22 protein-coding genes are annotated in these 25,424 nt (G+C 65.7%); 11 read left to right on the plus strand and 11 right to left on the minus strand.

What is annotated here, in order from left to right:
* A complete protein-coding gene (locus V3C33_01560; GenBank protein ID XAS68046.1) occupies positions 1 to 1,101 on the plus strand; it encodes a sugar-binding protein in 1,101 nt (366 codons plus the stop codon).
* Positions 1,102 to 1,237: 136 nt separating this feature from the next.
* On the opposite strand, the gene V3C33_01565 is transcribed toward V3C33_01560, so the two are convergent.
* Genes V3C33_01565 through V3C33_01575 form a run of 3 tightly spaced genes read right to left on the minus strand, consistent with a single transcriptional unit; the run spans position 1,238 to position 4,335 of the window.
* Entirely contained in the window at positions 1,238 to 2,422 is a 1,185-nt protein-coding gene (locus tag V3C33_01565) for an ABC transporter permease (protein XAS68047.1), read from the minus strand.
* On the minus strand, positions 2,419 to 3,141 hold the full coding sequence (locus V3C33_01570) for an ABC transporter ATP-binding protein (protein XAS68048.1): 723 nt from the start codon (positions 3,139 to 3,141) through the stop codon (positions 2,419 to 2,421). Before V3C33_01570 ends, V3C33_01565 begins: the two co-directional genes overlap by 4 nt.
* 3 nt (positions 3,142 to 3,144) lie before the next feature.
* Positions 3,145 to 4,335, minus strand: a complete 1,191-nt coding sequence (locus tag V3C33_01575; GenBank protein XAS68049.1) for a hypothetical protein — start codon at positions 4,333 to 4,335, stop codon at positions 3,145 to 3,147.
* Positions 4,336 to 4,484: 149 nt separating this feature from the next.
* On the opposite strand from V3C33_01575, the gene V3C33_01580 reads away from it, so the two are divergent.
* From V3C33_01580 to V3C33_01600, 5 genes are all read left to right on the plus strand, one after another.
* The gene (locus tag V3C33_01580; protein XAS68050.1) at positions 4,485 to 5,555 is read left to right on the plus strand and encodes a Gfo/Idh/MocA family oxidoreductase; all 1,071 of its coding nucleotides are present in this window, start codon (positions 4,485 to 4,487) and stop codon (positions 5,553 to 5,555) included.
* Positions 5,556 to 6,033: 478 nt separating this feature from the next.
* Positions 6,034 to 6,648, plus strand: a complete 615-nt coding sequence (locus V3C33_01585) for a hypothetical protein (GenBank protein XAS68051.1) — start codon at positions 6,034 to 6,036, stop codon at positions 6,646 to 6,648.
* Positions 6,649 to 6,733: 85 nt separating this feature from the next.
* On the plus strand, positions 6,734 to 7,228 hold the full coding sequence (locus V3C33_01590; protein XAS68052.1) for an LPXTG cell wall anchor domain-containing protein: 495 nt from the start codon (positions 6,734 to 6,736) through the stop codon (positions 7,226 to 7,228).
* 265 nt (positions 7,229 to 7,493) lie between these two features.
* Positions 7,494 to 8,618: a serine/threonine-protein kinase gene (locus V3C33_01595; GenBank protein XAS68053.1), complete on the plus strand. Its 1,125-nt coding sequence runs from the start codon at positions 7,494 to 7,496 to the stop codon at positions 8,616 to 8,618.
* Positions 8,615 to 9,085 carry a mucin-associated surface protein gene (locus tag V3C33_01600; protein XAS68054.1) on the plus strand — a complete coding sequence of 157 codons (471 nt, stop codon included), beginning with the start codon at positions 8,615 to 8,617 and terminating at the stop codon, positions 9,083 to 9,085. Before V3C33_01595 ends, V3C33_01600 begins: the two co-directional genes overlap by 4 nt.
* 368 nt (positions 9,086 to 9,453) lie before the next feature.
* Here V3C33_01600 and V3C33_01605 read toward each other — a convergent pair whose 3' ends face one another.
* From V3C33_01605 to V3C33_01620, 4 genes are all read right to left on the minus strand, one after another.
* Positions 9,454 to 11,091 carry a hypothetical protein gene (locus V3C33_01605; protein XAS68055.1) on the minus strand — a complete coding sequence of 546 codons (1,638 nt, stop codon included), beginning with the start codon at positions 11,089 to 11,091 and terminating at the stop codon, positions 9,454 to 9,456.
* Complete coding sequence (locus V3C33_01610) at positions 11,088 to 12,035, minus strand: ABC transporter ATP-binding protein (GenBank protein ID XAS69614.1); 948 nt, start codon at positions 12,033 to 12,035, stop codon at positions 11,088 to 11,090. The genes V3C33_01605 and V3C33_01610 overlap by 4 nt, the downstream gene beginning before the upstream one ends.
* 429 nt (positions 12,036 to 12,464) lie before the next feature.
* Entirely contained in the window at positions 12,465 to 14,684 is a 2,220-nt protein-coding gene (locus tag V3C33_01615; GenBank protein ID XAS68056.1) for an NADP-dependent isocitrate dehydrogenase, read from the minus strand.
* A gap of 235 nt (positions 14,685 to 14,919) precedes the next feature.
* Positions 14,920 to 15,168, minus strand: a complete 249-nt coding sequence (locus tag V3C33_01620; protein ID XAS68057.1) for a hypothetical protein — start codon at positions 15,166 to 15,168, stop codon at positions 14,920 to 14,922.
* A 264-nt stretch (positions 15,169 to 15,432) separates the two neighbouring features.
* Here V3C33_01620 and V3C33_01625 point away from each other — a divergent pair, with 264 nt between their 5' ends.
* The gene (locus tag V3C33_01625; GenBank protein ID XAS68058.1) at positions 15,433 to 16,407 is read left to right on the plus strand and encodes a hypothetical protein; all 975 of its coding nucleotides are present in this window, start codon (positions 15,433 to 15,435) and stop codon (positions 16,405 to 16,407) included.
* Between the two features lie 236 nt (positions 16,408 to 16,643).
* On the opposite strand, the gene purH is transcribed toward V3C33_01625, so the two are convergent.
* On the minus strand, positions 16,644 to 18,260 hold the full coding sequence (gene purH, locus V3C33_01630; protein XAS68059.1) for a bifunctional phosphoribosylaminoimidazolecarboxamide formyltransferase/IMP cyclohydrolase: 1,617 nt from the start codon (positions 18,258 to 18,260) through the stop codon (positions 16,644 to 16,646).
* Between the two features lie 165 nt (positions 18,261 to 18,425).
* On the opposite strand from purH, the gene V3C33_01635 reads away from it, so the two are divergent.
* From V3C33_01635 to V3C33_01645, 3 genes are read left to right on the plus strand one after another with little or no spacing between them, the layout of a single operon-like run.
* On the plus strand, positions 18,426 to 19,475 hold the full coding sequence (locus tag V3C33_01635; GenBank protein ID XAS68060.1) for a BadF/BadG/BcrA/BcrD ATPase family protein: 1,050 nt from the start codon (positions 18,426 to 18,428) through the stop codon (positions 19,473 to 19,475).
* Entirely contained in the window at positions 19,459 to 20,424 is a 966-nt protein-coding gene (gene murQ, locus V3C33_01640; protein ID XAS68061.1) for an N-acetylmuramic acid 6-phosphate etherase, read from the plus strand. Before V3C33_01635 ends, murQ begins: the two co-directional genes overlap by 17 nt.
* A 50-nt stretch (positions 20,425 to 20,474) precedes the next feature.
* Entirely contained in the window at positions 20,475 to 21,827 is a 1,353-nt protein-coding gene (locus tag V3C33_01645) for an MFS transporter (GenBank protein XAS68062.1), read from the plus strand.
* A gap of 68 nt (positions 21,828 to 21,895) precedes the next feature.
* On the opposite strand, the gene V3C33_01650 is transcribed toward V3C33_01645, so the two are convergent.
* Entirely contained in the window at positions 21,896 to 22,708 is an 813-nt protein-coding gene (locus V3C33_01650; protein ID XAS68063.1) for a hypothetical protein, read from the minus strand.
* 261 nt (positions 22,709 to 22,969) lie between these two features.
* Positions 22,970 to 23,542 (minus strand): phosphoribosylglycinamide formyltransferase, encoded by a 573-nt coding sequence (gene purN, locus V3C33_01655; protein XAS68064.1) that lies wholly within the window; start codon positions 23,540 to 23,542, stop codon positions 22,970 to 22,972.
* Between the two features lie 39 nt (positions 23,543 to 23,581).
* Between purN and V3C33_01660 the strand changes: the two genes are divergently transcribed.
* Positions 23,582 to 24,013, plus strand: coding sequence for a hypothetical protein (locus V3C33_01660; protein ID XAS68065.1), 432 nt, complete (start codon positions 23,582 to 23,584; stop codon positions 24,011 to 24,013).
* Between the two features lie 29 nt (positions 24,014 to 24,042).
* Here V3C33_01660 and V3C33_01665 read toward each other — a convergent pair whose 3' ends face one another.
* Positions 24,043 to 25,353 carry a DUF6350 family protein gene (locus V3C33_01665; protein ID XAS68066.1) on the minus strand — a complete coding sequence of 437 codons (1,311 nt, stop codon included), beginning with the start codon at positions 25,351 to 25,353 and terminating at the stop codon, positions 24,043 to 24,045.
* Positions 25,354 to 25,424: the final 71 nt, after the last annotated feature.

Consider the following 25,424-nt stretch of genomic DNA (forward strand, 5'->3'; position numbering starts at 1 on the left):
ATGCGAATGATTGGTAAAGCAGGAAAGGCAGCAGCAATCGCTGCCATTGCGGCACTGGCGCTGACGGCCTGCGGCCGCAGCGACACCGGGACCACCGGTGGTTCCACAGGCGGCGGCGAGGCATTCCCCAAGGACTCCTCGATCGGCGTCGCGCTGCCCCAGAAGACCAGCGAAAACTGGGTTCTGGCCGAGAAGCTCTTCAACGACGGACTCAAGGGTGCCGGCTTCAAGGCCGATGTCCAGTTCGCCAACGGCGGTGTTTCGGAGCAGCAGAACCAGATCAGTGCCATGATCACAAAGGGCGCCAAGGTCATCATCGTGGGTGCAATCGACGGTGCCCAGCTGGGTACCCAGCTCAAGCAGGCCAAGGACGCCGGGACAACCATCATCGCGTATGACCGTCTGCTGCTGAACACCGAGAACGTGGACTACTACGTGGCCTACGACAACTTCAAGGTGGGCGAGCTCCAGGGGCAGGCATTGCTGGACGGGATGAAGGCCAAGAAGCCTTCCGGCCCGTACAACATCGAACTGTTCGCGGGCTCCCCTGACGACGCCAACGCGAAGGTCTTCTTCGACGGCGCCATGAGCGTCCTCCAGCCGAAGATCGACGACGGTACCCTCAAGGTACTTTCCGGCCAGAAGTCGTTCGAGCAGGCCGTCACCCAGGCTTGGAAGGGTGAAAACGCCCAGAGGCGTGCCGATACCCTCCTGGCCGGCAGCTACACGACGGCGTCCCTGGACGGTGTGCTGTCCCCGAATGACCTTCTGGCCCGTGCAGTCCTGACCTCCGTCAAGGCAGCCGGCAAGCCGCTTCCGGTCATCACCGGGCAGGACTCCGAAGTCGAGTCCGTGAAGTCCATCATGGCCGGCGAGCAGTACTCCACCATCAACAAGGACACCCGCAAGCTCGTTGAGCACGCGATAACCATGGTCAAGGACATCCAGGCCGGCAAGAAGCCTGAGATCAACGACGACAAGTCCTACAACAACAAGGTCAAGGTTGTCCCGGCTTACCTGCTGGAGCCGGTCATTGTGACCAAGGAAAACGTGAAGACGGCCTACGTGGACGATCCGGTACTCGGACCGATCACCAAGTAGTCCCCGTTCAGGGAACGCTTCCAGGAGAAGCCCCGGCTCCCCGCAAGGGTGGCCGGGGCTTCTCCTTGCTCTGCCCGCGCCTTTGGCGCCGGCGGACGGGCCGGTGAGGATCCTGGGCTGGAATTCGTGCTGAATTTCAGAACCGGATGGCGTCAATCACCTTGACCCGCACCGCAACGAGCGCCGGAATCGCTCCGGCGAGCGCCCCGACGAACACCGCTGCGCCCAGCCCCAGCATGGCTGCCTCGATGGGGAAGGCCGGATACTCGCTGAGCCCGGGGGCGATCTTCGACTCGATCCAGGGGTTCTTCACCACCGCAACCGCCAGCATGACCCCGGCCACGCCGGCCACCGCCGTCGCCACCACTGACTCCATCATGACCCCCAGAAAGACCCGGCCGGAGGTGGCTCCGAAACTGCGCCGGATGCCGATCTCCCGCACCCGGTAGCGCACAGTGACCATGGAGATATTGAGCATTCCCACGGCACCGAGCAGCAGCACCAGTCCCGCAACCCCGCCGACCGCCAGCTGCACCATCGCGAAGGGATCGCCCTGGCTGGCATAGTCCATGCGGTCGGCCTGGGCCTGCATACCCGGGAACTGCAGCTGAAGGTCGGTACGGATTGCTGCTTTGAGCGCATCCGCCTGGCCATCCTGCACCCAGAACTTGAACTGTCCGCCCTGGGAGCGGGGAACGCCGGCGCGCTCGGCTGCCCCGGTCAGCATAAAGGCCGACGGCGGCGATTCCGGGAACATGTCAGGAACCACACCGATCATCACTGCTGTTGTCTCCTGCGCACCGAGCAGCGTCACCTGGGGATGCGTGGCCAGATTCGGCCGGCCTGCCGCATTGTAGAAGCCTTCGGAGACGACGACGGCGGGAGCCAGCCGCTGTTCATCATCGGCCGCGAACCATGACCCCTGGCGGACATCCAGGCGGTGGATTACCCCATAGCCGGGGTCAACCACCTGCAGCTGGACCTGCTGGACGCCGCGCGGGAACTGGAAGCCCTGCTGTGTCTGGGCCACGCGGGAGTAGTAGGTGATTCCGTAGCGCTGGATGATTCCCTGGTAGGCGGCCTCAAGCTTTTGCGGATCAGGCTGGCTCGGTCCATAGACACCGATTCCAAGGGTTGCGGAGCGGCCGCCATCGCGTTCGGAGCTGGCTTTGATGCCCTCCCGTGCCAGGTTGCCGACACCCACCACGGAGGTCAGCGCAGCGACCGACAATGCCACACCCACCAGGGCAAGCAGTATCCGGGTCTTATTGATCCGCAGTTCCTGCCAGGCCTCCACCATTGCGGAAACGAAGCCGGTCATGAGGGCACCGCCGTCGGGATTTGCGCCGTCGGGATTTCCGCGGCTGTCAGTACGCCGGTGTCCAGCCGGTAGCAGGCGCGGGCCAGTGCAGCCACGTTGACGTCGTGGGTGATGGTGACCAGGGCAGCGCCTGATTCGGTGGCAACAGTGTCCAGCAGCGCCATCACCGACTGCCCGGTGTCCACGTCCAGCGCCCCGGTAGGTTCGTCGGCCAGGATCAGCCGCGGCCGGCGGACCAGTGCCCGGGCGATGGCAACCCGCTGCTGTTCACCGCCGGACAGCATGTTCGGCAGGGCGTCGGCGCGCTGTGCCAGGCCCACCCTGTCCAGCATGTCCATGGCGAGCTGGCGCCGGCGCCAAAAGTCACGGCCATCGGCGTACAGCAGCGGGGTGATGACGTTGTCCAGTGCGCTCCGGCCCGGCAGCAGGTTGAACTGCTGGAACACGAATCCCACGGTGGATCCGCGCAGGCGGGCCCGCGCGTTGCCGCGCAGCTGTTCCACCGGGGTTCCCAGGAAGCGCAGCTCACCGCTGCTCGGCGCATCCAGCAGACCCAGGAGATTCAACAGTGTGGATTTGCCGCAGCCGGAACGCCCCACGACGGCGGTGTGGTCGCCGCTGTGGACGGCAAGATCCACGCCCCGCAGAATATGCAGTTCATGGTCGTCCGCCAGCCGTACGGTACGCGTGACGCCGGTGAGCCGGACGAGCTCTTCCACGGGCTAGCCTCCCGCCGGGTAGGAGCCCGGCCCGGCGAAGTCGGGTCCGCCCGGTCCGGGTGCTTCGGCGCCTGGGACAAATTCCAGGATCTGCTCGCCCTCTGCCAGTCCGGACACAACTTCCACTACGGAGCCGTCGTTGAGGCCCAGCTGGACCGTGCGCTGTCCGGGCCGGCCGCCGTCGCCGGCCGCGGTACCACTTTTGCCCGTGCCCGCATCCGGAGTTCCGCTCCCTGCGGCAAGCCAGACAAGGCCTTCCTTGACGCTGCCTTTAACGGATGTCAGCGGCACGGTGACCACGTCCTTGGACTGGCCTGCGGTGACTGTCATGGTGGCTCCCAGCCCGGCAAAGACCTGCACGCCGGAGGGAATGGCGCAGCTGAGCGTTCCGGTCGGCGTGCCGCCCTGCTCGGGTGCCCCGCCTCCGCCGGGAATAGCCGCCGCGTACGGCACGGAGCGGCCCACGCCGCCGGACAGACCACCGGACAGACCACCGGACAAGCTTCCGCCGGGCGAGCCAGCGGTGTCATTGCTGGCATTGTTTTTCAGCACCACGGACGGGCATTGGAAGGGTGCCGGCCCGCCGACGACGGATATCTGCGCAGAGCCGGGCTTGCCGAGCAGCCGGTACTGCTGCGATGCGTCCACCGGCCCGGAGACGGTGAAGGTTCCGGGATTGACCGTGCCCGTGGCCTCGCCGACGCTTACCTGCTGGTTAATGAGCACCGTCAGGGTTTCAAGCGTTCCGGAGGCGGGTGCCGGCACATCGGTGTACGCGTAAACCGGCTTGGCGGGCTGGGAGGCAGGCTGGCCGCCGGGCTGGCCGGCCGCCGTCAGCGCCGGTTCCTCAACGGACCCCGGCTCGGCCGGAACTTCAGTCTGGATCTGGTACAGCGGGTCTCCGAGGCCCACCTTCACGCCCGGCTCGAGGAAAATGTGCGTCACTTTGCCCGCCGCAGTACTCCGGACGCCCACAGCGGAGTCGTCCTGGACGGTGGCCTTGATCTGGACCGTGTTGGTCACGGTGGCCCGTGTTGCCTGGACCACCGGAATGGCTACTTTGGCATCGGGTCCGGCCTGGCCAGGTTCCGGCGTCAGTCCGTCCACGAATGCTATCTTCACCAGCGCCACCGCGACGACGGCGAACACCAGCAACCACGCCACAGGCATAACGATGCGTCTGAAAATTCTCATCCTGCTCCATCCGGTATCTCCCCACAGACCCTTGCTGCGAAGGATGCACCCCCAGACTATACGTAGTATCTACATATTGGGTATGAGGATGGGCAATAAATATGTCCGTGGTTTCCGGCTGGACCCGGCATAAATGAGAGGATGTCGGCATGACTCCGCACATTGCCAAGCCATGGCTTTTCAGCCAGTCCGATCAGGACCCCCGTTCCGCCACCGGAACCCCGCTGCGCTGGGGAGTTATTGCCACCGGGGGAATCGCCCAGGCAGTGTCGCAGGACCTGGCGCTGCTTGCTGACGCCGAGCTTCATGCCGTCAGCTCGCGGCGGCAGGATTCCGCCGATGAATTCGCGGCAAAGTATGGTTTCGCGAAAGCATACGGGGACGACGGCGGCGTCCCCGGCTACCAGCGGTTGCTCGCCGATGATGCCGTTGACGTTGTCTATGTTGCCACCCCGCATGCCCACCACCACGAAATCGTGCTCGCTGCGCTCAATGCGGGAAAACACGTACTGTGCGAAAAGGCATTCACCATCAATGCCCGCGAAGCCTCCGAGCTCATTTCGTTGGCCCGCGACAAAAAGCTCTTCCTGATGGAGGCAGTCTGGAGCCGGTTCCTGCCGAGCATGCAGCGTGCCTTCGAAATCGCAGCCTCGGGAGAGCTCGGTGACGTTCAGTGGGTCAGCGCGGATCTCGGATTCCCTGCCCCGTACTCCCCCACCGCACGGATATGGGCGCGTGAGGATGGCGGCGGAGCGCTGCTGGATCTGACGGTGTACCCGCTGCTGTGGGCTCTTGGCACCCTGGGATTCCCACAAACGGTCAGTGCCACGGGCTATGTTAACGACGACGGCGTGGACGCCCAGAATGCGTTGACTCTCGGCTACCATCACGGTGCCCAGGTCCAGCTGACCTCTTCGCTGTTGGCTCACGGTCCGCGCACGGCCACCGTGGCAGGCAGCCTGGGCTATCTGCAGACCATCGGGTCCGTCAACAATCCGCGTGAGATCGTGGTGGGCATCGGCCGTGATGAGCCTCGGACGGAGCAGTTCAGCGTGGTCGGAATCGGCTATGCCTACGAGCTCCGCGAAGTGACCCGCTGCATCCAGCAGGGCCTCAGCGAAAGCCCGGTCATGCCGCTGGAGGACTCGCTCAACACCATGCGGTTGTTCGACGGAGTCAGGGCGCAGCTTGGGGTCAGCTACCCGAACGACGCCCGCTGAACATCCCGGCGGGCCTCTCTGCGACTTTGTCGAAACGAGGGATCTATTGCCAGATCTCTGGACTCCCCACCCGGATCGTCTTAAGCTTTAGGCAATCGTCGATTTTTCGGTGAATTGGGGGGTGTTGCTCGTGGCTGGATCTAATTCTGCGTGGAGTGCGCTTCGGCCCCTCCGGCCTGTTCTGCTTGCAGGAGCCGCTGCGCTGGCCTGGCTGGCGTTTTCCGCCCCGGCCGCAAACGCCGATACGCCCGACTCCGGATCATTGTTCGGCGGCCCCGCATCTTATGTTTCCACGACGTCGTCAGTCGGCGGCACGGTGACTTCGCCTGGAAGCACCGCCAGCTCCCTGACGGCGCCCGTTGTGGCAGCAGCTAGCCCGCCTCGCGCCACCGTTGCCCCCGTCCCCGGCCTTGCTTCGGCCCCTGCCCCTGCCAAACCCGGGCTCCGCCAACCGGCTCCTGGTGGGTCGGCTGGCTCGGTGGATCAGCTGGTTGCTGCCGTTCCGGCGGTGAATCAGATTGTCCCCGCGCGCACAGTCACGGCCGTGGCTGCACCTGTTGCCGCGGTGGCTGACCAGGCTGCAGGCGGAGTGGCGGCGGCTGTTCTTACCCCTGTGGGTGCTGCGGTTCCCGTTCTGGATCCCGTCCTTCAGCCCGCTAAGGATCTGGTGACAGGGGCCAGGCCTCTTCCACTTCCATTGCCCGGCACCGTGCCGGTAGTGGTGCCGTCTACGCCTGACGTCACCGTCCCTCTGATCCCGGTTGAGCCGGCGAATCCAGCTGGCCAGCCGACCACAAGTGACACTGCGCCGGCCAAACATGTCAGCATTCCAGCAGCAGGCTCCAGCGGACCCGTCAATGTCGGAGAATCACGGGCCGGGGCGCTGACCGCCTTGCTGGGCGAGGCCCTTCTCCCGGCCGCTCCTGGTTCAGGTTCCGGAAGCAGCCAGCAGTCCTCGGGCTCATCAGGCCCCGCAGCCTTGCTATCAAGCGACTTTTTCCCCGCTCCGCCGGCGGGTGCCGTCCCGGCCCGCGGACCGCGTCAGCATGCCCCTTCGCCGGTCTCGCTCGATCCCGGCTCATCTCCTGACTAGTTCGGTCCTCTCTGCCCTTTTGGCGCAGAACACGGCAACCGGGCTGCCTTGAGCGCCCGACAACAACTTCTCAGGAGACGTCGCAATGCACACAATTATTCGCAAGGGGCTGCTCGGCACCCTCTTGGCCGGCGTGCTACTTGCCCTCGGCGCCACCGCTGCAACAGCAGCGGATACCACCTCCGGCTCGGACGGCATTCTGTCCGGCTCACAGGTCGTCGCACCCGTAACAGCCCCCATCACCCTCGGCGCCACATCACTGGGCCTGCTCGGCGACTCAACAGCAACAACCACCACACCCTCCGCAACTCCGGCAGCCACCACTTCGGGAACCGACGGCACCGCCTCCGGAACCCAGGTAGTCGCACCCGTAACAGTGCCGATCAATCTGGGCGCAACGTCTGTGGGGGTCGTGGGGGACTCCACGGCTACCGTCGTGAACCCGCCCGTCGTCAACCCGCCCGTCCTGGCTTCCACGGGAGCCAACTCTGAGTGGGCTCCTCTCGCGGGGATCCTATTGCTTTCAGGCCTCCATTTTCTGGCCGCAGGACGCAAGGCCCGGGCCTTGGCACACAAGTAGCCCGGTTGTCTGTGGCGGACGTTCTTCCGACCATCGACAACCTGGCTCCTGTCGCTTGCAGGCCAGCCACTAGGGAAGGAGGTATTAATTTCCGCTGAGGCGGAACACCCAGCACATTTCCTTGTTACATCGGCGGTTCGACTGCGAAGCTTCCTCCAGGGGCTCGCGGCCGGGCCGTCGGTGTGCCCGCAAGGGTGGAGCCTTCCCGCGCAGCCCACTATCCTTGGGAGTGCACTTCGACCAAGTGCGGACGAGGGACGGGGACATGTTGGAAGGTTCACCCATCGGGGTGAGTGTTGATGTACTCGGAGGGCGCTACCGGCTCGGTGATGTGATCGGCCGTGGCGGAATGTCCTCGGTCTACATGGCCCGCGATGAAAATCTTGGCCGTGACGTGGCTCTGAAACTTTTCGCACCGCAGGCTCCTGACGCCGACGAACTCAAGCGGCAGGAAGCTGAAATCGAGCTCCTGGCAACGCTGAACCACCCCAGCCTGGTGACACTTTTCGACGCCGGCGTTGACACGCGCATCCCGGACGAGCCCCGGCCCTTCCTGACCATGGAACTGGTGGACGGGCAGGACTTGCGCACCCGGCTCAGGCACAGCCGCGTCCCGCTGGACGAACTGGCCGTGATTGGTGCCGGCACTGCGGATGCCCTGGCTTATGTTCATGACCTGGGCATCATCCACCGGGACATCAAACCGGCCAACATCCTGCTGGTCCACGTCCGTCCGGGTGAACCTCTGCGCCCCAAGCTGACGGATTTCGGCATCGCCAGAATCGTGGACGGCACCCGCCTCACCGCAACCGGAACCATGGTGGGAACAGCCGCCTATCTGAGCCCCGAACAGGCCATGGGCTCTCCCCTGTCGCCGGCCTCGGACATCTATTCGCTGGGACTTGTGCTCGTTGAATGCATCAAGGGAAAAGTGGAGTACCCCGGCAGCGCCGTCGAGTCAGCCGTGGCCCGGCTTCACCGCGCGCCGGAACTTCCTGACGATGTCCCGGCTGAGTGGGCGAAACTGCTTAGCTCCATGACGGCCACCGAGCCCTTGGAAAGACCGACGGCGGCAGACGTTGAAGTCGCCCTGCGGCAGGCCCTGGTGTCAGCTGCGTCAACGCCCGGAGTGCTTGTGGAGGAACGGACCAGGGTCCTGCCTGCGTTGCCGGCCAGGCGTCCGCGCGTCCCGTTGCTGGTTCGGCTGCGCCGCGGTGGCCAGCGTGCATGGCTCGCCGCCGTGCTGTTTATCGTTGCCCTGATCGCGGGGACCGCCGCAATCGCAGTGGCAGTCACCGCCCCGTCAGCCCCCGACGTCGTTCCTTACCCCACGGTGGCCGGAACTCTGGGCGATCACCTGGCAGAACTGCAAAAGAGCGTGGAGCCATGAATACGGTGAAACAGATTCCCGCACAGGGCATCAGGCCGCGCCGTCCGGGCACTGCTATCGCCGGCTGCATACTGGCAGCAGTGCTTGCCGGGTGCGGCGCTACCGCACCGGATCTGGGCAGCGACGCCGCCACACAGTTCCAGCAGCGTGTGCTCACGGTCAGCCGGGCCGCTGCCGGCAACGATCCTGCCACGGCACTGAAGTCACTGGACGCGCTTGTCGCTGACCTTAACGCCGCCGCATCCAGCGGCCAGGTTTCCTTCAAACGGCACCAGAAGATTCTGGGCGCAGTGATCGCGGTCCGGGCCGACCTCACGGCAGCGAAGGAAGCCGCGCGAGTCGCCGCTGGGGCCGCCGCTGCTGCGGAAGCCGCTCGGGCCGCTGCCGAAGCCAAAGGAGTTCCCGCTCAAGCGCCCGCCGAAGGCAACAACGGTAAGAACAAAGACGGCAAAGGCAAGGGCCACTGACGTCTGCCCTCTCCATTGGATTATGACTTTTGGTCGCCACACTTAGTTGTCTATGTCAATCTCATTCAGGACCACCGTGACGGCTTGATCCAGGTCCACCTCGGGTTCCTTAGTGGCTGATTTGTTGTTGTCTGGTGTGGGCGGGTTGCGCCCGCCCCGTCCGGGCCGTCTACTTGCCGCCGTACCTTCGGATGAGGGTCCGGCTGGAGCGGATCTCGTCCCTGCCGGGACGACGTCGTCGGTGCGGCCCGCGTTGTCACCAATGGCTGCAGCGGAGACGACGGTGGCTGTGGTCGCCCCTGTTCAACGAATAGATACGGGCCACAGCTGGGATTGCAGTTCGGCGGTGCCTCCGGTTTGGGCGGCCGCTAGGTAACGTCCCGCCGTCGGAAGCCCCAGAGCCCGATGACGGCGAGGACCAGTGCCACGACCGTGAGGAGGATGAGCGGCCCGGGGTCGAACGCGGCAGCGGGCAGGGAAGAGGTCAGGACGAACGGGGAAATCTTCAGTAGTCCGGTGTCCAGGCGCAGCATCGCAATGATGACGTCCAGGACGAAGAAGAAGATCAGCACGGCGTACGTTCCAACAGCTGCCAGCCCTGGTGTCAGGCCGAACAGTGCGCCGGCCAGCGCTGTCATGACCCATACCGCGGGCAGGCGTGTGAGAACGGATCCGAGCAGCACCCAGAAATCGCCGGTGTGGCCGGTTATCGCGGAGCTGCCGGCACCGAGTGTCGCACCGAAGATGCCAAGAACGACGACCGCGCCTCCGGCCGCGACGGCCAGACCTGCACCGGCCCAGCGCAGCCGGTGCAGGGGCGTGGAGAGGACCGATTCCGCCAGTCCGCAGGTTTCTTCGCTACGCAGCCGCAGGATGACGGAGATGCCAAAAACGCTGAAGATCTGGCACATTTCATCGGTCACCAGCGCGTAAAACGCGAACACCGGCTCGCCTCCGCTGATCATGTTCTTCAGGACGGGGCTCGCGGCAATTTGGGCTGCGGCCCCTTGGGCGGTGCCGGCCATCAGCAGCCCGACCGCGGCGGCGCCGGCGGCCCAGCCCGCCAGGGCGGCGGCGTTCAGGCGCAGGGCAACGGTGAAGGGACCGGCCAGCCAGTCCTGCGCTTCTCCCGGTCCGGGCCGGTCCGTGAGGAGTCCGGCGCCGACATCGCGGCGCAGCACCAGACCCAGAGCGGCCGCCACGGAAATGACCAGGAAGAGGAGGACCGGCAGCAACGGAGTCAGCCGGTCCCTGGCGTAGGGCTGCACAGCGTCGGCCCAGCCAAACGGGCTTAACCAGCCAGGCCAGTCCGGACCGCCGATGTCAGGGAGGCCGCGCAGCACATACAGCAGGCCCAGCACCGCACCGCCGATACCGGCCGCCATCCGCGAGCCGCTGCTCAGCTGGGCCGCCAAAGCCGCGACAGCCGTCATTGTCCACCCAAAAGAGGCCAGCTGCAGCCCCAGTGCCCAGGACCCGGCGGCCGGCAACCCCAAACCAGTCAGGGCCGCGCCGGTGGCGGCCGCCAGCATCAGGTTGGCGCCCGCGGTCACTGCGCTGGCGGCCGCAAGGGGTGCGCACCGTCCTAGGACCGCACCCCCGAGGAGCTCGCGGAGCCCCTCTTCTTCGTCCCTGCGGGTATGGCGCAGGACGGTGAACAGGCTGGCCAAGCCCAGACCGATGATGCCGAATGCGGTGACACGCCAAGCGGTGAGACCGCCGACGGAGGCGCTGTGAACCCGGCCCAAAAAGAGCAGTTCGGCCGGATTGGTGTTGCTCAGGCCGGCAAGGATGGTCCGGTCCTGTTCCGTCGGGAACTCCGCCGGAATGACGGCGGCAACCATCAGCACAAGTACAAAGACGAGGCCGTACCACAGTGGAAGGCGGAGACGATCCCGCCGCAGGATGAGCCTGGCACACTGCCAGGTACCGGCAAAGAACGAGCCGGCACCCCGATCCGCTGCGGCTGCAGCCGCTGCCTGCCCGCGGGCCACCGATGGGGTCATGACGCCGCCCGGCTCCTGCGTCCTCCCGCGGCCGATGCGCCGGGCGCGCCGGGCGCGCCGATGTCCGTGCCGTAGTGGCTCAGGAATAGTTCCTCCAGAGTGGGTGGCTGGATCGTGAGTGAGCGTATTTCATGCCGGGCCAGCAGTCCCATGATGGCGTCCAGGGCCTCGGCGTCGGCATGGAAGGACACACGCCGGCCATCCACGCGTACGTCCGAAACGCCCGCCATCGCGGACAGCTGCGCAGGGACGGAGCCGAGCACGGCGGTGACCCGGCTGCTGGCCAAATGACGCAGCTCAGCCAGCGTGCCGGTCTCGACATTGCGCCCGGAGCGGATGATGCTGACACGGTCACAGAGCTGTTCGACCTCGGTCAGCATGTGGCTGGAGAGCAGCACGGAGCCGCCTTCATCACGTGCCGCGCGGACCTGGGACTTGAAGACGGCTTCCATCAGCGGATCCAGCCCGACCGTCGGTTCATCAAAGATCATCAGTTCGGCGTCCGACGCCAATGCCGCCACCAGGCCGACTTTCTGCCTGTTGCCCTTGGAGTACGTGTGCGCCTTCCTGCGCGGATCGAGCTCAAAGATCCCGATGAGCTCATCGCGGCGGCGTTTGCTCAAGCCGCCGCGGAATCGGCCGAGAATATCGATGATCTCGCCGCCGGTCAGATTCGGCCACAGAACGACGTCGCCCGGCACATAGGCCAGCCTGCGGTGCAGCGTGGCGGCATCGCGCCACGGGTCGCCGCCGAGCAGAATGGCAGACCCGCCGGAGGCCCTGAGAAGACCCAGCAGGATGCGCAGCGTGGTGGTTTTACCGGCGCCGTTGGGGCCCAGAAACCCGTGGACTTCGCCACGTTCAACGGCGAGATCCAGCCCGTCCAGAGCCAAAGTTCTACCGAAGCTCTTGACCAGCCCGGCAATCTCGACGACGTTGTCCATGCGGCTCACGATACTCCGTACGAGGCCGCCGATCTGGGCTGTCTATGTCCTTCTGTTCCGGGACGACCGTGAGGGCTAAATCCAGGTAGCAGCACACGCTGTTTTGAGCGCCCAAAACGACGTGTGCTGCTACCCCGTTGGGAATTAACCCAGGCGTTCTTTCAGGTGCTCGTCCAGGGCCGCGAGGAAGTCCTCGGTGGTCAGGTGCGCCTGGTCCGGGCCCGCCAGGAGCGCCTGGTCCCTGGTCATATTTTCAGACACTCGTTCTCCTCTGGTTCAGGGCACGAGCAACTCCGCTCCGCGCCCGGGCATGCGGAACATCCGTCCTGCCACTGGCTCTGAACCGCAACAGCCACAGGCGTTAAAGCACAACCGGCGCACCAGGAGATCCCGGTACGCCGGCTATGGGCCGGCTGAAAATCCTGAGGACTACTTCAGCGTGGCCAGAACCTCGTTCAGCTTGGCGGAGGGGCGCATGATCGCAGAAGTCTTGGACGCATCGGGGCGGAAATAGCCGCCGATCTCGGCCGGGGCGCCCTGCACGGCGGCAAGCTCGGATACGATCTCTTCCTCGTTGGACTTCAGCGCTTCGGCAACGGCGGAGAACGCGGCTGCCAGCTCGGCATCCTGAGTCTGCCTGGCCAGTTCCTGGGCCCAGTACTGCGCCAGGTAGAAGTGGCTTCCGCGGTTGTCCAGCTCCCCCGCCTTGCGGCTTGGGGACTTGTTCTCCAGCAGGAACGTTCCGGTGGCGCGGTCCAGGGTGTCGGCCAGGACCTGGGCGCGGGCGTTGCCCGTGGTGGTGGCCAGGTGCTCGAAGCTGACGGCCAGGGCAAGGAATTCACCCAGGCTGTCCCAGCGGAGGTGGTTTTCCTTCAGAAGCTGCTGGACGTGCTTCGGGGCGGATCCGCCGGCACCGGTCTCGAAAAGTCCGCCGCCGTTCATCAGCGGAACCACGGAGAGCATCTTGGCGCTGGTGCCGAGCTCAAGGATCGGGAAGAGGTCCGTGAGGTAGTCACGGAGCACGTTGCCGGATACCGAGATGGTGTCCTCGCCCTTGCGGATACGCTCCAGCGTGAAGGCAGTTGCGTCCTCCGGGGTCATGATCTCGATCTGCAGGCCCTCGGTATCGTGGTCCAGCAGGTATTCCTTGACCTTGGCGATCAGCCTGGCGTCGTGTGCGCGGCCTTCATCCAGCCAGAAAACGGCAGGGGTCTTGGAGGCGCGGGCACGGGTGACAGCCAGCTTGACCCAGTCGCGGATGGGCAGATCCTTGGTCTGGCAGGCGCGCCAGATGTCGCCGGGGGCCACCTCGTGCTGGATCAGCACGGCGCCGGAGCTGTCCACGACCTGGACGGTGCCGGCTGCCTGGATTTCGAAGGTCTTGTCGTGGCTGCCGTATTCCTCGGCCGCCTGCGCCATCAGGCCGACGTTGGGTACGGTGCCCATGGTGGTGGGATCGAAGGCGCCGTGGGCACGGCAGTCATCGAGCACGGTCTGGTAGACCCCGGCGTAGCAGCTGTCCGGGATCACAGCGAGGGTGTCCGCTTCCTTGCCGTCCGGGCCCCACATCTTGCCGGACGTCCGGATCATGGCGGGCATGGAAGCGTCAACGATGATGTCGCTGGGGGCGTGCAGGCTGGTGATGCCCTTGTCCGAATCCACCATGGCCAGCGCCGGGCCGTCTTCGAGGCCCTTCTTGATGGCGGCCTGCACGCCTTCGCGGACGTCCTCCGGAAGATCCTCGAGGCCGTTCACGATGGAAGCAAGCCCGTTGTTGGCGCTCAGACCCGCAGCGGCGAGCTGTTTGCCGTATGTCGCGAAGAGATCCGAGAAGTAGGCCTTGACCACGTGGCCGAAGATGACGGGGTCGGAGACCTTCATCATGGTTGCCTTCAGATGTGCGGAGAAAAGCACGCCCTCTTCCTTGGCACGGACTATCTGGGCGGCCAGGAACTCGTCCAGGGCCGCGGCACGGAGCACGGTGCCGTCCACAACTTCACCGGCCAGCACGGGGAAGGCCTTCTTCAGGACCTTTACCGTGCCGTCTTCGCGGACCAGCTGGATTGAGATGGTGTCATCGGCAGCAATAACCACGGACTTCTCGTTGAAGCGGAAGTCGTCTGTACCCATGGTGGCGACGTTGGTCTTGGACTCCGACGACCAGGCACCCATGGAGTGCGGGTTCTGGCGGGCGTAGTTCTTCACTGAAAGAGGTGCGCGGCGGTCAGAGTTACCTTCGCGCAGGACCGGGTTGACGGCCGAGCCCTTGATCTTGTCGTAGCGCGAGCGGACGCCCGTCTCAATATCCGAGGACGGGTTGTCCGGGTAGTCCGGGAGCTCATAGCCCTTGGCCTGGAGCTCAGCGATGGCGGACTTCAGCTGGGGAACGGAAGCGCTGATGTTGGGCAGTTTGATGATGTTGGCGTCCGGGCTCTTGGCCAGCTCGCCCAGTTCAGAGAGGGCATCGCCGATCCGCTGCTCCTCAGTGAGGTAATCGCCGAAACCGGCGATGATCCGGCCGGCAAGCGAGATGTCGCGGGTCTCCACCTCCACACCTGCAGTCGAAGCAAAGGCCTCAACGATCGGCAAAAACGAATATGTGGCCAGCATCGGCGCTTCGTCGGTGTGGGTATAGATAATCTTGGACATGCTTGGGCGTCTCCCTGGAGGTCTGCTTCTTGTGGAAATCCGGTCTTATTTCACCACGTCTAACTTACCTGAGGACGCCGGAATGAGCCCCACGCTGTGCCCTGAAACACTTTCCGTGACCGCTGCAAAAAGGGCAGTAAAGCGTACGACGGCGGTGCGCGCCCAGGCGGCAGGACGTCGTCGTGCAGTAGTCAGTGCACCGGACGGTGCTCCAGGCTCCTCTACGGAGCGGTGGTCAGCGCCCTTTGTGCGGGAGATCGCTGGGCCACAGCAACACGTACTTGGCGTCCTGGTTGCGCAGTAGCTCCGTGGCCGTGAAGGAGAGGATCGGGTCCACATCGCGCAGCTGGTTGGTCGCGGCCACGGACGCGCTGGCACCCTGTTGAGCCGCGGTCCCGGACTGTTTGGCGGCCTTTTCCTCGACCGCGAGGTGGCGGCCGTGCAGCGGTGCTGAAGGTTTGCCGGACTTCCCAAATGGAGTCATGACGATTGCCCCGAATCGGTAATTGCCCGGAGCCCAGTCAGACATTCGTATAGCTGATGAATGAAAATTACCCCGAAACGCCCCCCGTTGCGCCAGTACGACATGCAGAAATTTGATGGGAAGCAGGGACGGACGCCCACGATTCCGGTGAAATACACGATATGACACTACTATTTACAAATTTGTCATATCTGGGTAGGTTCAGTTTCGTCACTCAACGGACACCACCAACGTCCGTCGCCACCCCAATTAGGTAGGACAATAATGACAAGCACCAAGACTCTGGCCACCAGCCTGTTGAGCCTTTCCGCGGCAGCCCTGCTGGCGCTTTGTGCCGCCGGCGGCGCCACTGCCACCCCTGCAGCGTCGCAGGACAAGGACACACCCCAGGTTGCGAGCGCAACAATCGAGAGCTCGGGCGTGGCCGACTACTGGACAGCGGACCGCATGCGCACCGCCATCCCCGGCGACGTTCTCGCCAACAAGGCCCTGGACCGCGGCAACAGCTCCAAGGCCGGCACCGTAGAGAAGGGTTCCAGCACCAGGATCGCGGGCAAGGCCGGCCAGGCCAAGCCCACCCTGCACGCTGACGAAACCCCGGTTTCCCACATTGGAAAAGTCTTCTTCTCCATGGGCGGCAGCAACTATGTGTGCTCCGGCAACTCGGTGGTCGCCACCAACAAGAGCACCGTCTCCACCGCCGGCCACTGCGTCAACGAGGGCCCTGGTGCCTTCGCCACCAACTTCGTGTTCGTGCCGGCATACCTGAACGGCGCGGCACCGTATGGCAAGTGGGCAGCAAAGGCCCTGTACACGACCACCCAGTGGAGCTCCGCCGGCGACATGCAGTACGACACCGGCTTCGCCGTGGTTTCCCCGCTCAGCGGACAGAACCTGGCCGACGTCGTCGGCGCTTCGGGTGTCCAGTTCAACGCAGCGCGCGGCCTGACCTACAAGTCCTATGGCTACCCCGCTGCAACACCGTTCAACGGCGAGTCGCTCAAGAGCTGCACGGGGGTTGCCAGCAACGATCCCAACAACCCCCAGTTCAACGCCCAGGGCATCAAGTGCGACATGACCGGCGGCTCCTCCGGCGGCCCGTGGTTCATCGGCACCGGCTCCAACGGCTACCAGAACTCCATCAACAGCTACGGATATGGCAGCCGGTCTACCGTGATGTACGGCCCGTACTGGGGCTCAGTCATCCAGCAGGCGTATTCGAATGCGGCCGCATCCTAAGGACGTTTCACCCGCCAATGAGCCAGTCAGCCACAGTGAGTCGAGCCAGCGCCCGGAGGAAATCCTCGAGTACTGGACGCCCGAGCGGCTGAAAGAAGCCAGGCCCCGTGAAATCCGGTTACCGGACAAGGAAACTTGCCGCCAGGAAACCCGGCATGGGTCTGAGGGAAAATAACTGAATAAACAACGACGGCGGCTGTCCCCTCAGGGGGCAGCCGCCGTCGTTCGTGTGTTGCCTAGTGGAAGAAGTGGCGTGCACCCGTGAAGTACATGGTGATGCCGGCCGCATTGGCCGCGGCGATGACTTCCTCGTCGCGGACGGAACCGCCGGGCTGGACCACGGCGCGGATGCCGGCGTCGAGCAGGATCTGCAGGCCGTCGGCAAACGGGAAGAACGCGTCAGACGCCGCTACGGCGCCGCGGGCGCGCTCGTTCTCTTCGCCCGCCAGTGTGTTGGCGCGTTCAACGGCCAGCTTGCAGGAGTCCAGGCGGTTGACCTGGCCCATGCCCACACCCACGGCGGCCCCGTCAACGGCGAGCAGGATGGCGTTGGACTTGGCTGCGCGGCAGGCGGTCCAGGCGAAGGCGAGGTCCGCGAGGGTTGCCTCGTCTGCGGCTTTGCCGGCGGCGAGGGTCCAGTTGGCGGGGGTATCGCCGTCGGCATCCACGTTGTCCGCGATCTGCACCAGAACGCCACCGGAGACCTGGCGGATTTCGGCCGGGTAGCGGCCGTAGCCCTCGGGCAGGGTGAGCAGGCGGATGTTCTTCTTTTTGGAGAGGATCTCCACGGCTTCCGGCTCGAAGCCGGGCGCGATGACCACCTCGGTGAAGATCTCCGCCACGGTGCGGGCCATGCCGGCAGTGACGGTGCGGTTGGCGGCAATCACGCCGCCGAATGCGGAGACGGGATCGCAGGCGTGGGCCTTGGCGTGGGCGTCGGCGATGGGGTCGGCGGAGCCAGCGGCACCGACGGCCACACCGCACGGGTTGGCGTGCTTGATGATGGCCACCGCAGGCCCGGCGAAGTCGAACGCGGCGCGGAGGGCGGCGTCGGCGTCCACGAAGTTGTTGTAGCTCATGGCCTTGCCGTGCAGCTGGTCCGCCTGCGCGATGCCGGCCGGGGCAGCCTTGTCCACGTACAGCGCGGCCTGCTGGTGCGGGTTTTCGCCGTAGCGGAGGACCTCGGAGCGCTCCAGCGCCAGGCCGGCGTAGGCAGGCCAGTCGATCACGCCGTCGCCGTCTTCATCCAGGAACTGGCTGGCGGTCCAGGTTGCAACGGCGTTGTCATACGTGGCGGTGTGCGCGAACGCCTTGGCGGCCAGCCTGCGCCGGGTCTTCAGGTCAAAACCGCCCTCGGCGGCGGCGGCAACCACTTCGCCGTAGAAGGCGGGGTCAACAACAATGGCGACGGCGGCGTGGTTCTTCGCGGCGGAGCGCACCATGGCGGGGCCTCCGATGTCGATCTGCTCAACCACGGCGTCCTGCTCGGCGCCGGACTTCACGGTCTCCACAAACGGGTAGAGGTTCACCACCACGAGGTCGAAGGTCTCGATTTCCATGCCGGCCAGGGTTTCCATGTGTGCCGGGACGCGGCGGTCGGCCAGGATGCCGCCGTGCACGCGCGGGTGGAGGGTCTTGACGCGGCCGTCCAGCATCTCGGGAGAGCCGGTGACTTCCTCGACCTCGGTTACCGGGATGCCGGCCGCGGCGATGGTCTTGGCGGTGGAACCGGTGGACACAATCTTCACCCCCGCTGCGTGCAGGCCTTTGGCGAGCTCCTCCAGACCGGTTTTGTCGTAGACCGAAATCAAGGCCCGGCGGATGGGAACACGGTCAAGCTGCGTGAAGCTCACAAAAGTCTCCGTCTTATCTCGCGGTAATGCGCCGCGGTTGGTGGGGATACGGCCAGTTTATCGCGTTGCGGGGCCCGCCCCGCGTGCCTGCGGGAGTGTGAAGCGTGGCGGGCTGCAGCACAGGGCTTCCGTGCCGGTGTCTGCGGCGCGAAGTATGGTGAAGGCATGGACAGCAATGCCATGGTCCTCGTGGCCGATATCGGCAAAAGCCGCTGCCGGGTCGAGCTGCGCGAAGGTGTGGTGGATCTGGCCGCCGGCACCTGGCGTTCTGAAGTCCTGGCCGCCGCCGATTCCGCCGGCTTTCCGGGGCTGGGCATTCACAATGGCGCCGCGGAAGCGTTCCTGCTGATCACGGAGACCGCGGCCCGGCTGCAGCCACCGGCGCCTCCCGGCCTCGTTCCGGGCAGGATCCCGGGAGACGGCCCGCAGCCCTACTTCAGCCCGCTCACCGGAGCCGGCGCCGCCGTGGCCGGGGTGGAAGCCTCCTCCGGGCAATCCAAGGAACTTGCCCGGCTGCTGGCCGGGTACTTCGGAGTCCCCGCGGCGGTGCTCTCCGATGCGACGGCGGCCCACCTCGGAGCGCTCCACCGCGAGCCGGGAACCGTGCTGATTGTGGGGACCGGCGCGGTGGCGTTCCGTTTTGACCGCGAGGGCACCCTCCACCGCGCGGACGGCTGGGGTCCGCTTCTGGGTGACCGCGGCAGCGGCCGGTGGATCGGCCAGCAGGGCCTGCAGGCAGTTCTTGAAGCGCACGACGGCGGCCGGGCCACTTCGCTGAGTGCCCAGGCCGCCGCGCTGGTGGAGCTGCCCGGACAGGACCCGTCACCGGAAAATCTGCCCGGCTGGCTCGCCACACAGACCAATCCGTCGCGTGCCATGGCCCGCTTCGCGCCCAAGGTGCTGGCCGAAGCGGAGGCGGGTGACGCCGTCGCACGCGGGATCGTCGACGAAGCCTGCCGGATCCTGACGGTGACGGTGACGCGTGCGGTCGGCACGCACGCCGGGCCCCCGGCAACCACCACGTTCCCTCGGGTGGCCCTGCTTGGCGGCGTGGTGCAATCAGGGTTCTTCGCCGGTCTGCTGACCGAATCACTCACCCGGGCCGGGATCGAGGTGGTGGCGGCGCAGGGCGATGGACTGACCGGCGCCTCCCTCGCCGCCACCGGCCGCGAACTTCTCCAGGAAAGGTACATCCACCGTGCCGGACAACACTGAACACCCCATGAACGCAGGCCTCCCCGAAGACGACCTCGCCGGGCTGCGCTCGGAACTTGCCGGGCTGATCACCGAGGCCTCGAACCCCGAGCTGGGCCTGCTGGACACCATGAGCACGTCGGAGCTGGTGGCGGCCATGAATGCGCAGGACGCCGGCGTGGCCGCGGCTGTGGGGCTGGCGGGTGCCAACATCATCCGCACCGTGGATGCCGTCACGGCCAAGCTCGCCGCGGGTGGCCGGCTGCTGTACCTCGGCGCGGGAACGGCAGGCCGGATGGGCGTGCTGGACGCCAGCGAGTGCCCGCCGACCTTCGGAACACCGCCGGAGATGGTGGTGGGCATCATTGCCGGCGGCAGCAAGGCTGTCGAGCAGGCCGTGGAGAACGCAGAAGATGATTTCGAGGCCGGCGCGCGGGACATCCGCGACGCCGGCGTGAGCGCGGCAGACGCCGTCGTCGGTATTTCCGCGTCCGGGCGGACCCCGTATGTGATCGGCGCGCTGAAGCAGGCGAACAGCCAGGGGGCGTTTACCGCGGCGCTGGCGTGCAATCCGGGCTCGGCGATCGGGCATGTGGCGAAGGTGGCCATCGAGGTGGCGGTGGGGCCGGAGTTTGTGGCCGGGTCCACGCGGCTGAAGTCCGGCACGGCGCAGAAGCTGGTGCTGAACATGATCAGCACGCTCTCCATGGTGAAGCTGGGCAAGACCTACGGGAACCTGATGGTGGATCTGCAGGCCACCAATGCGAAGCTGCGGGCGAGGTCCCAGCGCACCGTGCAGCAGGCCACAGGGGCGGATCCGGCAGCGGCCGCTGAGGCCTTGGAATCGGTGGGCGGCTCGGTGAAGGCGGCCATCCTGGTGCTGCTGACCGACGTTCCACCGGGTCAGGCTGCGGCTGCGCTGGAGCAGGCCGGCGGCTTTCTTCGGCAGGCGATCAAAGCCCGGCACTGACGCTCCGCTCGGACCGTCCCGGGGCGTTAGAGTTTTCTCAGGAGGCCGAGATGAATACGTACACCACTGTGCCCAGCGGCGAACAGGTGGTCCAGGAACTGCCGTGGCGGTGGAAGGTCCAGGGACGGATCTTCATGATCGGCGGGCTGGGCTTCATGTTCGACGCCTGGGACGTGACGCTCAACGGCATCCTCATTCCGCTGCTGTCCACGCACTGGCAGCTGGCCGCCGGCGAGGTGGCCTGGGTGGGCACCTCCAACCTGATCGGCATGGCCATCGGCGCCTTCGTGTGGGGCACCATCGCGGACACCATCGGCCGCAAAAAGGCGTTCACGGCCACACTCCTGATCTTCTCGCTCTTCACAGTGCTGGGCGCCTTCTCCCCCGACTTCATCTGGTTCTGCGTGTTCCGGTTCATGGCCGGCTTCGGGCTGGGCGGCTGTATCCCCGTGGACTATGCGCTGGTGGGCGAGTTCACGCCGCGGAAGCAGCGCGGCAGGGTGCTCACCGCAATGGACGGCTGGTGGCCCGTGGGCGCTGCCCTCTGCGGTTTCGTGTCCGCCGGGCTCGTGGCGGCGTTCGCCGACTGGCGCCTGACCATGCTGGTGATGGTGCTGCCGGCGCTGCTCGTTTTCTGGGTGCGCCGGAGCGTGCCCGAATCGCCGCTGTTCCTCATCCGCAAGGGCCGCCGGGAGGAAGCCGCCAAGGTGATCGACGATCTTGTCCTCGCCACCGGCGCCGAGCCCCGCGCGTACAGCCTGCCCGATCCCCAGGCCGCTCCACGCCTCTCTGCCGGCAGCGCCTGGCAGCAGCTGCGCCGTGTGTGGCTGTTCAACTGGAAGATCACGACGGCGGCCTGGGCCCTGTTCTTCAGCATCCTCCTGGTCTACTACCTTGCGCTGACGTGGATGCCCCGGATCCTGATCGGTGCGGGCTTCGAGGAGTACAAGGCGTTCGTCACCACGGCGTCCATGGCCGCCGTCGGACTCCTTGGTGTGGTGGTGGCCGCACTGCTGGTGGAGCGCGTGGGCCGCAAGTGGATCCTGGCCATTACGGGTCCGCTGTCCGCGCTGACGCTGGTGATTGTGGCGTTTGTGGTGGACATCCCCACGGCTGCCGTGTTCTGGCTGCTGGTGTTCGGCTTCGTGGTGCAGATCGCCATCCCGGTCCTGTACGCGTATGTGTCGGAGCTCTATCCCACCGAGCTGCGCGGCACGGGCTTCGGCTGGGCGTCCACGTTCTCGCGGCTTGGTGCAGGGTTCGGGCCGCTGGTGTTTGCCTCCTACTTCTGGCCGGAGTTCGGCCTGGCTACGTCCTTCGCGCTTGCTGGCGGGCTGGTGCTGCTGGCCGTGCTGTGGATGGCGTTCCTCTCCCCCGAGACCAGGCAGCGCAGGCTCGAGTAACCCTCTTTGTGCCCAACTAGCTCGCAGTAGGTGTCGTTTTGAGCCCTCATAACGACACCTACTGCGAGCTACTTGGGCGACCAGCCGCGGCTGAGCATCGCGGTGCGGATCTTCGCGACGGCCGAACGCGCGTCGTTCCCCATGTGCCGCTTCGAAACCCGGACCAGCAGCCAACCGGCGTGGCTGAAGTCCTCTTCGCGCGCAATGTCGCGGACGATCTGCGCACCCTCGGAATGCCCTTCGCCGTCGTACTCCACGGCAACGCGGTGTTCGGGAAAGGCCAGATCGGGTTGACGTACGACGCCGGCCCGCAGCTGGGTGGGAACGTTGAGTTCCGGTTCAGGCAGTCCCGCCCTTTCCAGAGACAGCCGGAGCCGGGTTTCAGGGGCTGAATCCGCACCGACGCGTGCCTGTTCGAGGGCCAGCCGGGCCTTCCGGATTCCGGGCGTTCCCTTGTGCCGGTCGAGCATGTCCGCAAGTTGCACGGGCGTGGCGTGGGGCTTCGTCCGCCCTTCAAAGTCCGGCCGCGGAATCCGCAGCAGATGGTCCGCCACCACGGTGATTTCGTCCACACTCATCTTCCGAGCGCAGTCCAGCCAGGTGCGGATCCGGCTCGTGACCAGCATTCCGTCGATGCTGGTGATTTCGTCGCCGAAGAATTGGCCCACATGGCCAACCACGCCTGTCCGGCGGGGAATTGCCATCGTATCCGGGCGTGAGATGTGGATGCCCGGATCGTTGCTTCGCGGCAGGAAACCGGGAAATGACCAGAGCAAAAAGGCGGTGGTGTGCGAAGCAGCCGAGAACTTCGTGACCAGGGTGAAGGGTCGGACCGCGAACTGAAGCGGAACGTCATTTGGTTGGCCCGGGCCTGCCAGCACTGCGGATTGTCTGATGCCGCGGCTTGGAGCGGACAGCGCGCGGTGCCTCAACCGGCGTCGGCCGACTCCGGCGGCCAACGCTTCCCGGAAAGTAAATGGGACGGAATCCAGTGGCTCCGGCAGGGGTCGTGGGGTCCTCATCGCCCCATCGTGTCAAACGCAACGGCGGCGTGGAGAGTTATCCACAGGTCTGCATCCGCCAATCACGTCTGACTGGCAGTAGGTGTCGTTTTGAGCGCCCAAAACGACAACAATTGCGAGTTAGTTGGGCTGCTCGGCGGCGAGGGAAGCCAAGGTGGAGACCAGGAGGCGGCGCTCTACCACCTTGATGCGTTCGTGCAGGGTGTCCTCGGTGTCATCCGGAGCAATCACCACGGCTTCCTGGGCGATGATGGGCCCGGTGTCCACGCCGGCGTCGGCCCAGTGGACCGTGCATCCCGTGACTTTCACGCCGTATGCCATGGCGTCGCGGACGCCGTGGGCGCCGGGGAACGCGGGCAGCAGGGCGGGGTGGGTGTTGAGGTATCTGCCGTCGAACGCTTCAATGAAGCCGGGGCTCACGATCCGCATGAATCCGGACGAAACCACCACGTCCGGGCTGTACGCGGCCACGGCCTCGGTCAGCGCGGCGTTCCAGTCGGCACGGTCCTCGTAGGCCTTGAAATCAACAACAAACGTGGGGAATCCGGCGGCCGCCGAGCGCTTCACACCATATGTGCCGGGCCGGTCCGCCCCCACGGCGGCGATCTCCACGTCCAGCTGGCCCTCGTTCACGGCGTCGATGACGGCCTGCAGGTTGGAGCCGGTACCGGAAACGAGGACAACTATGCGCATGGGTCTAGCTTATGGGCAGGCTCGCGTAGGCTGGAAAACATGAACACCACCCCGGACCCGGCTGGGCCCCAGCGGACCAAGACACCGCTCAGCGAGGCAGCCAAGACCTCCCTGTCCAAGACCCATAACCTGTTCCGCGTGTTTATTGTGGCGGTGCTGGGTGCGTTCTTTGTGTTCCAGCTGGACATTAACTACCTGTGGCTGAGCGCCATTCTCACCGCGGCCAGCGTTGCCTTGGGTGTCATGGTGCTGATCCGCACGATCCGGCTCAAGGAGTCCAGGCTCGTGCTGTTCGGGACCATCTCCGGGCTGGTGGTCTCCCTGGTGATGGTGCTGCTGGTGCTGACATCGGCTTTTTTCTTCAACCAGGTCCGCGACTTCCAGCAGTGCTCCCGCTTTGCCCTCACGAATCAGGCAATGTCCGGTTGCCGGGTTCAGCTGGAACACTCGCTCCCCCTCCAGCTGCGCTAGACGAGGGCTCCGCTGACACCAAACCGATGCTAGGCGTTTTCGAGGTCCGCCTCGTGAAGTTCCTGCTGGCGTTCCAGCCACGGCCCGGCAGCGTAACCGATCACGACGCCGGTGCCCACTTCCGCTGCCACCCAGGCTGCCGTCCATAAAGGGTCGGGGCCGATGTCCGTCAGCCGGCCGATTCCGGCCGAGCCACGGGCCATCCATGCCAGCGCCCCGGCCAGTGCTCCTGCGGCCACGCCCGCCATCACGCCGAGTGCCAGGGTGGACGCCGTAGCCGTGAACCAGCGGGCGTGGACCTTGATGGAAAGCCATTCGTCAAAGTGGTTTTCGCCTTCGCGCAGGAACCACCAGCCAGCCAGCAGACCGGCCAGCACCGGCACCACCAGCGCCACGAACCCGTAGTCCAGCTGCCCGGAAGGAATGGCAGCAAACACCGGGATGGACGGCAGCGGCCCCACGGCTGTACCCAGCGGGCCAACCTGCGAGCCGGCACCCAGGGCGAAGCCGGAGCCGGATGTCCAGGAGAGCGCAAAAATCGCGAGGTTGGGCAGGAAGCCGAGCTGCGCAATGGTGAGGACGCCGCCTCCCATGGCCCCGGCGTCGAGCCCTTCATAGACGGCGACTATCAGGTTCCAGTGGATCAACAGATCAACGGCGAGCAGGGCGCAGGACAGCGCGAGCGCGGCCATCAGCGCCACAAATCCCGCCTTCGCTGCGGACGCAAGGTACGAGCCGGCCCAGCGCGAATGCTGGCTGGTGCGGGCGATCCAGTCAACGGCGTCGACGCCGATCAGCCGGCTCCAGGAGCCCGCCTCGCGGCGGGCGCCGATCACCATGCCCAGGGCAAACGGGACCAGCGGCATCAGCATGGCGAACCAGAGGTTAATAACGACGTCCGACGTGCGGCACACGAAGCCCGTGGCGGCTCCGAACGCGGCGTAGATGACCCAGGAGCCGAGCAGCGCCTGCCACAGCTGGTCCGTGTAGGAGGCGCGGGCGAGGCGGCGGCCCGCACGCCAGGCGAGGAGGAACGGGATGAGCGTGAGGCCCAGCGGGATGAGCGAAAGTGTGCCGGATGCGCTCTGACCTGCAACTCCGGCGCCGATGGTGGCGAGCTCCAGCGGCACAGCGTGGATCAGGAGCCAGGCCTGGCCGGCGAGGCGTGCCAGGACGTCGAAATGGCTGTTCTGGAAACCGGCTGTGGCCCACACCGCGATAACCGGCGCCACCACCACCAGCGCGGAAATGATGGCGGCCTGGGCCGATTCGAGCGCTCCCTGCAGCCACAAGGGCATGGGAAGGCCACGTTCTCCGGTCTGATCAGCGCGCAGTTTCATCGTGTTCCATGGTGCCATGTTCGGGCCGCGTCCCTCGGTTTCGACAGGCACAATCAGCAGGGCTCAATTAC

Source organism: Micrococcaceae bacterium Sec5.7 (assembly GCA_039636785.1).
Lineage (GTDB): Bacteria > Actinomycetota > Actinomycetes > Actinomycetales > Micrococcaceae > Arthrobacter.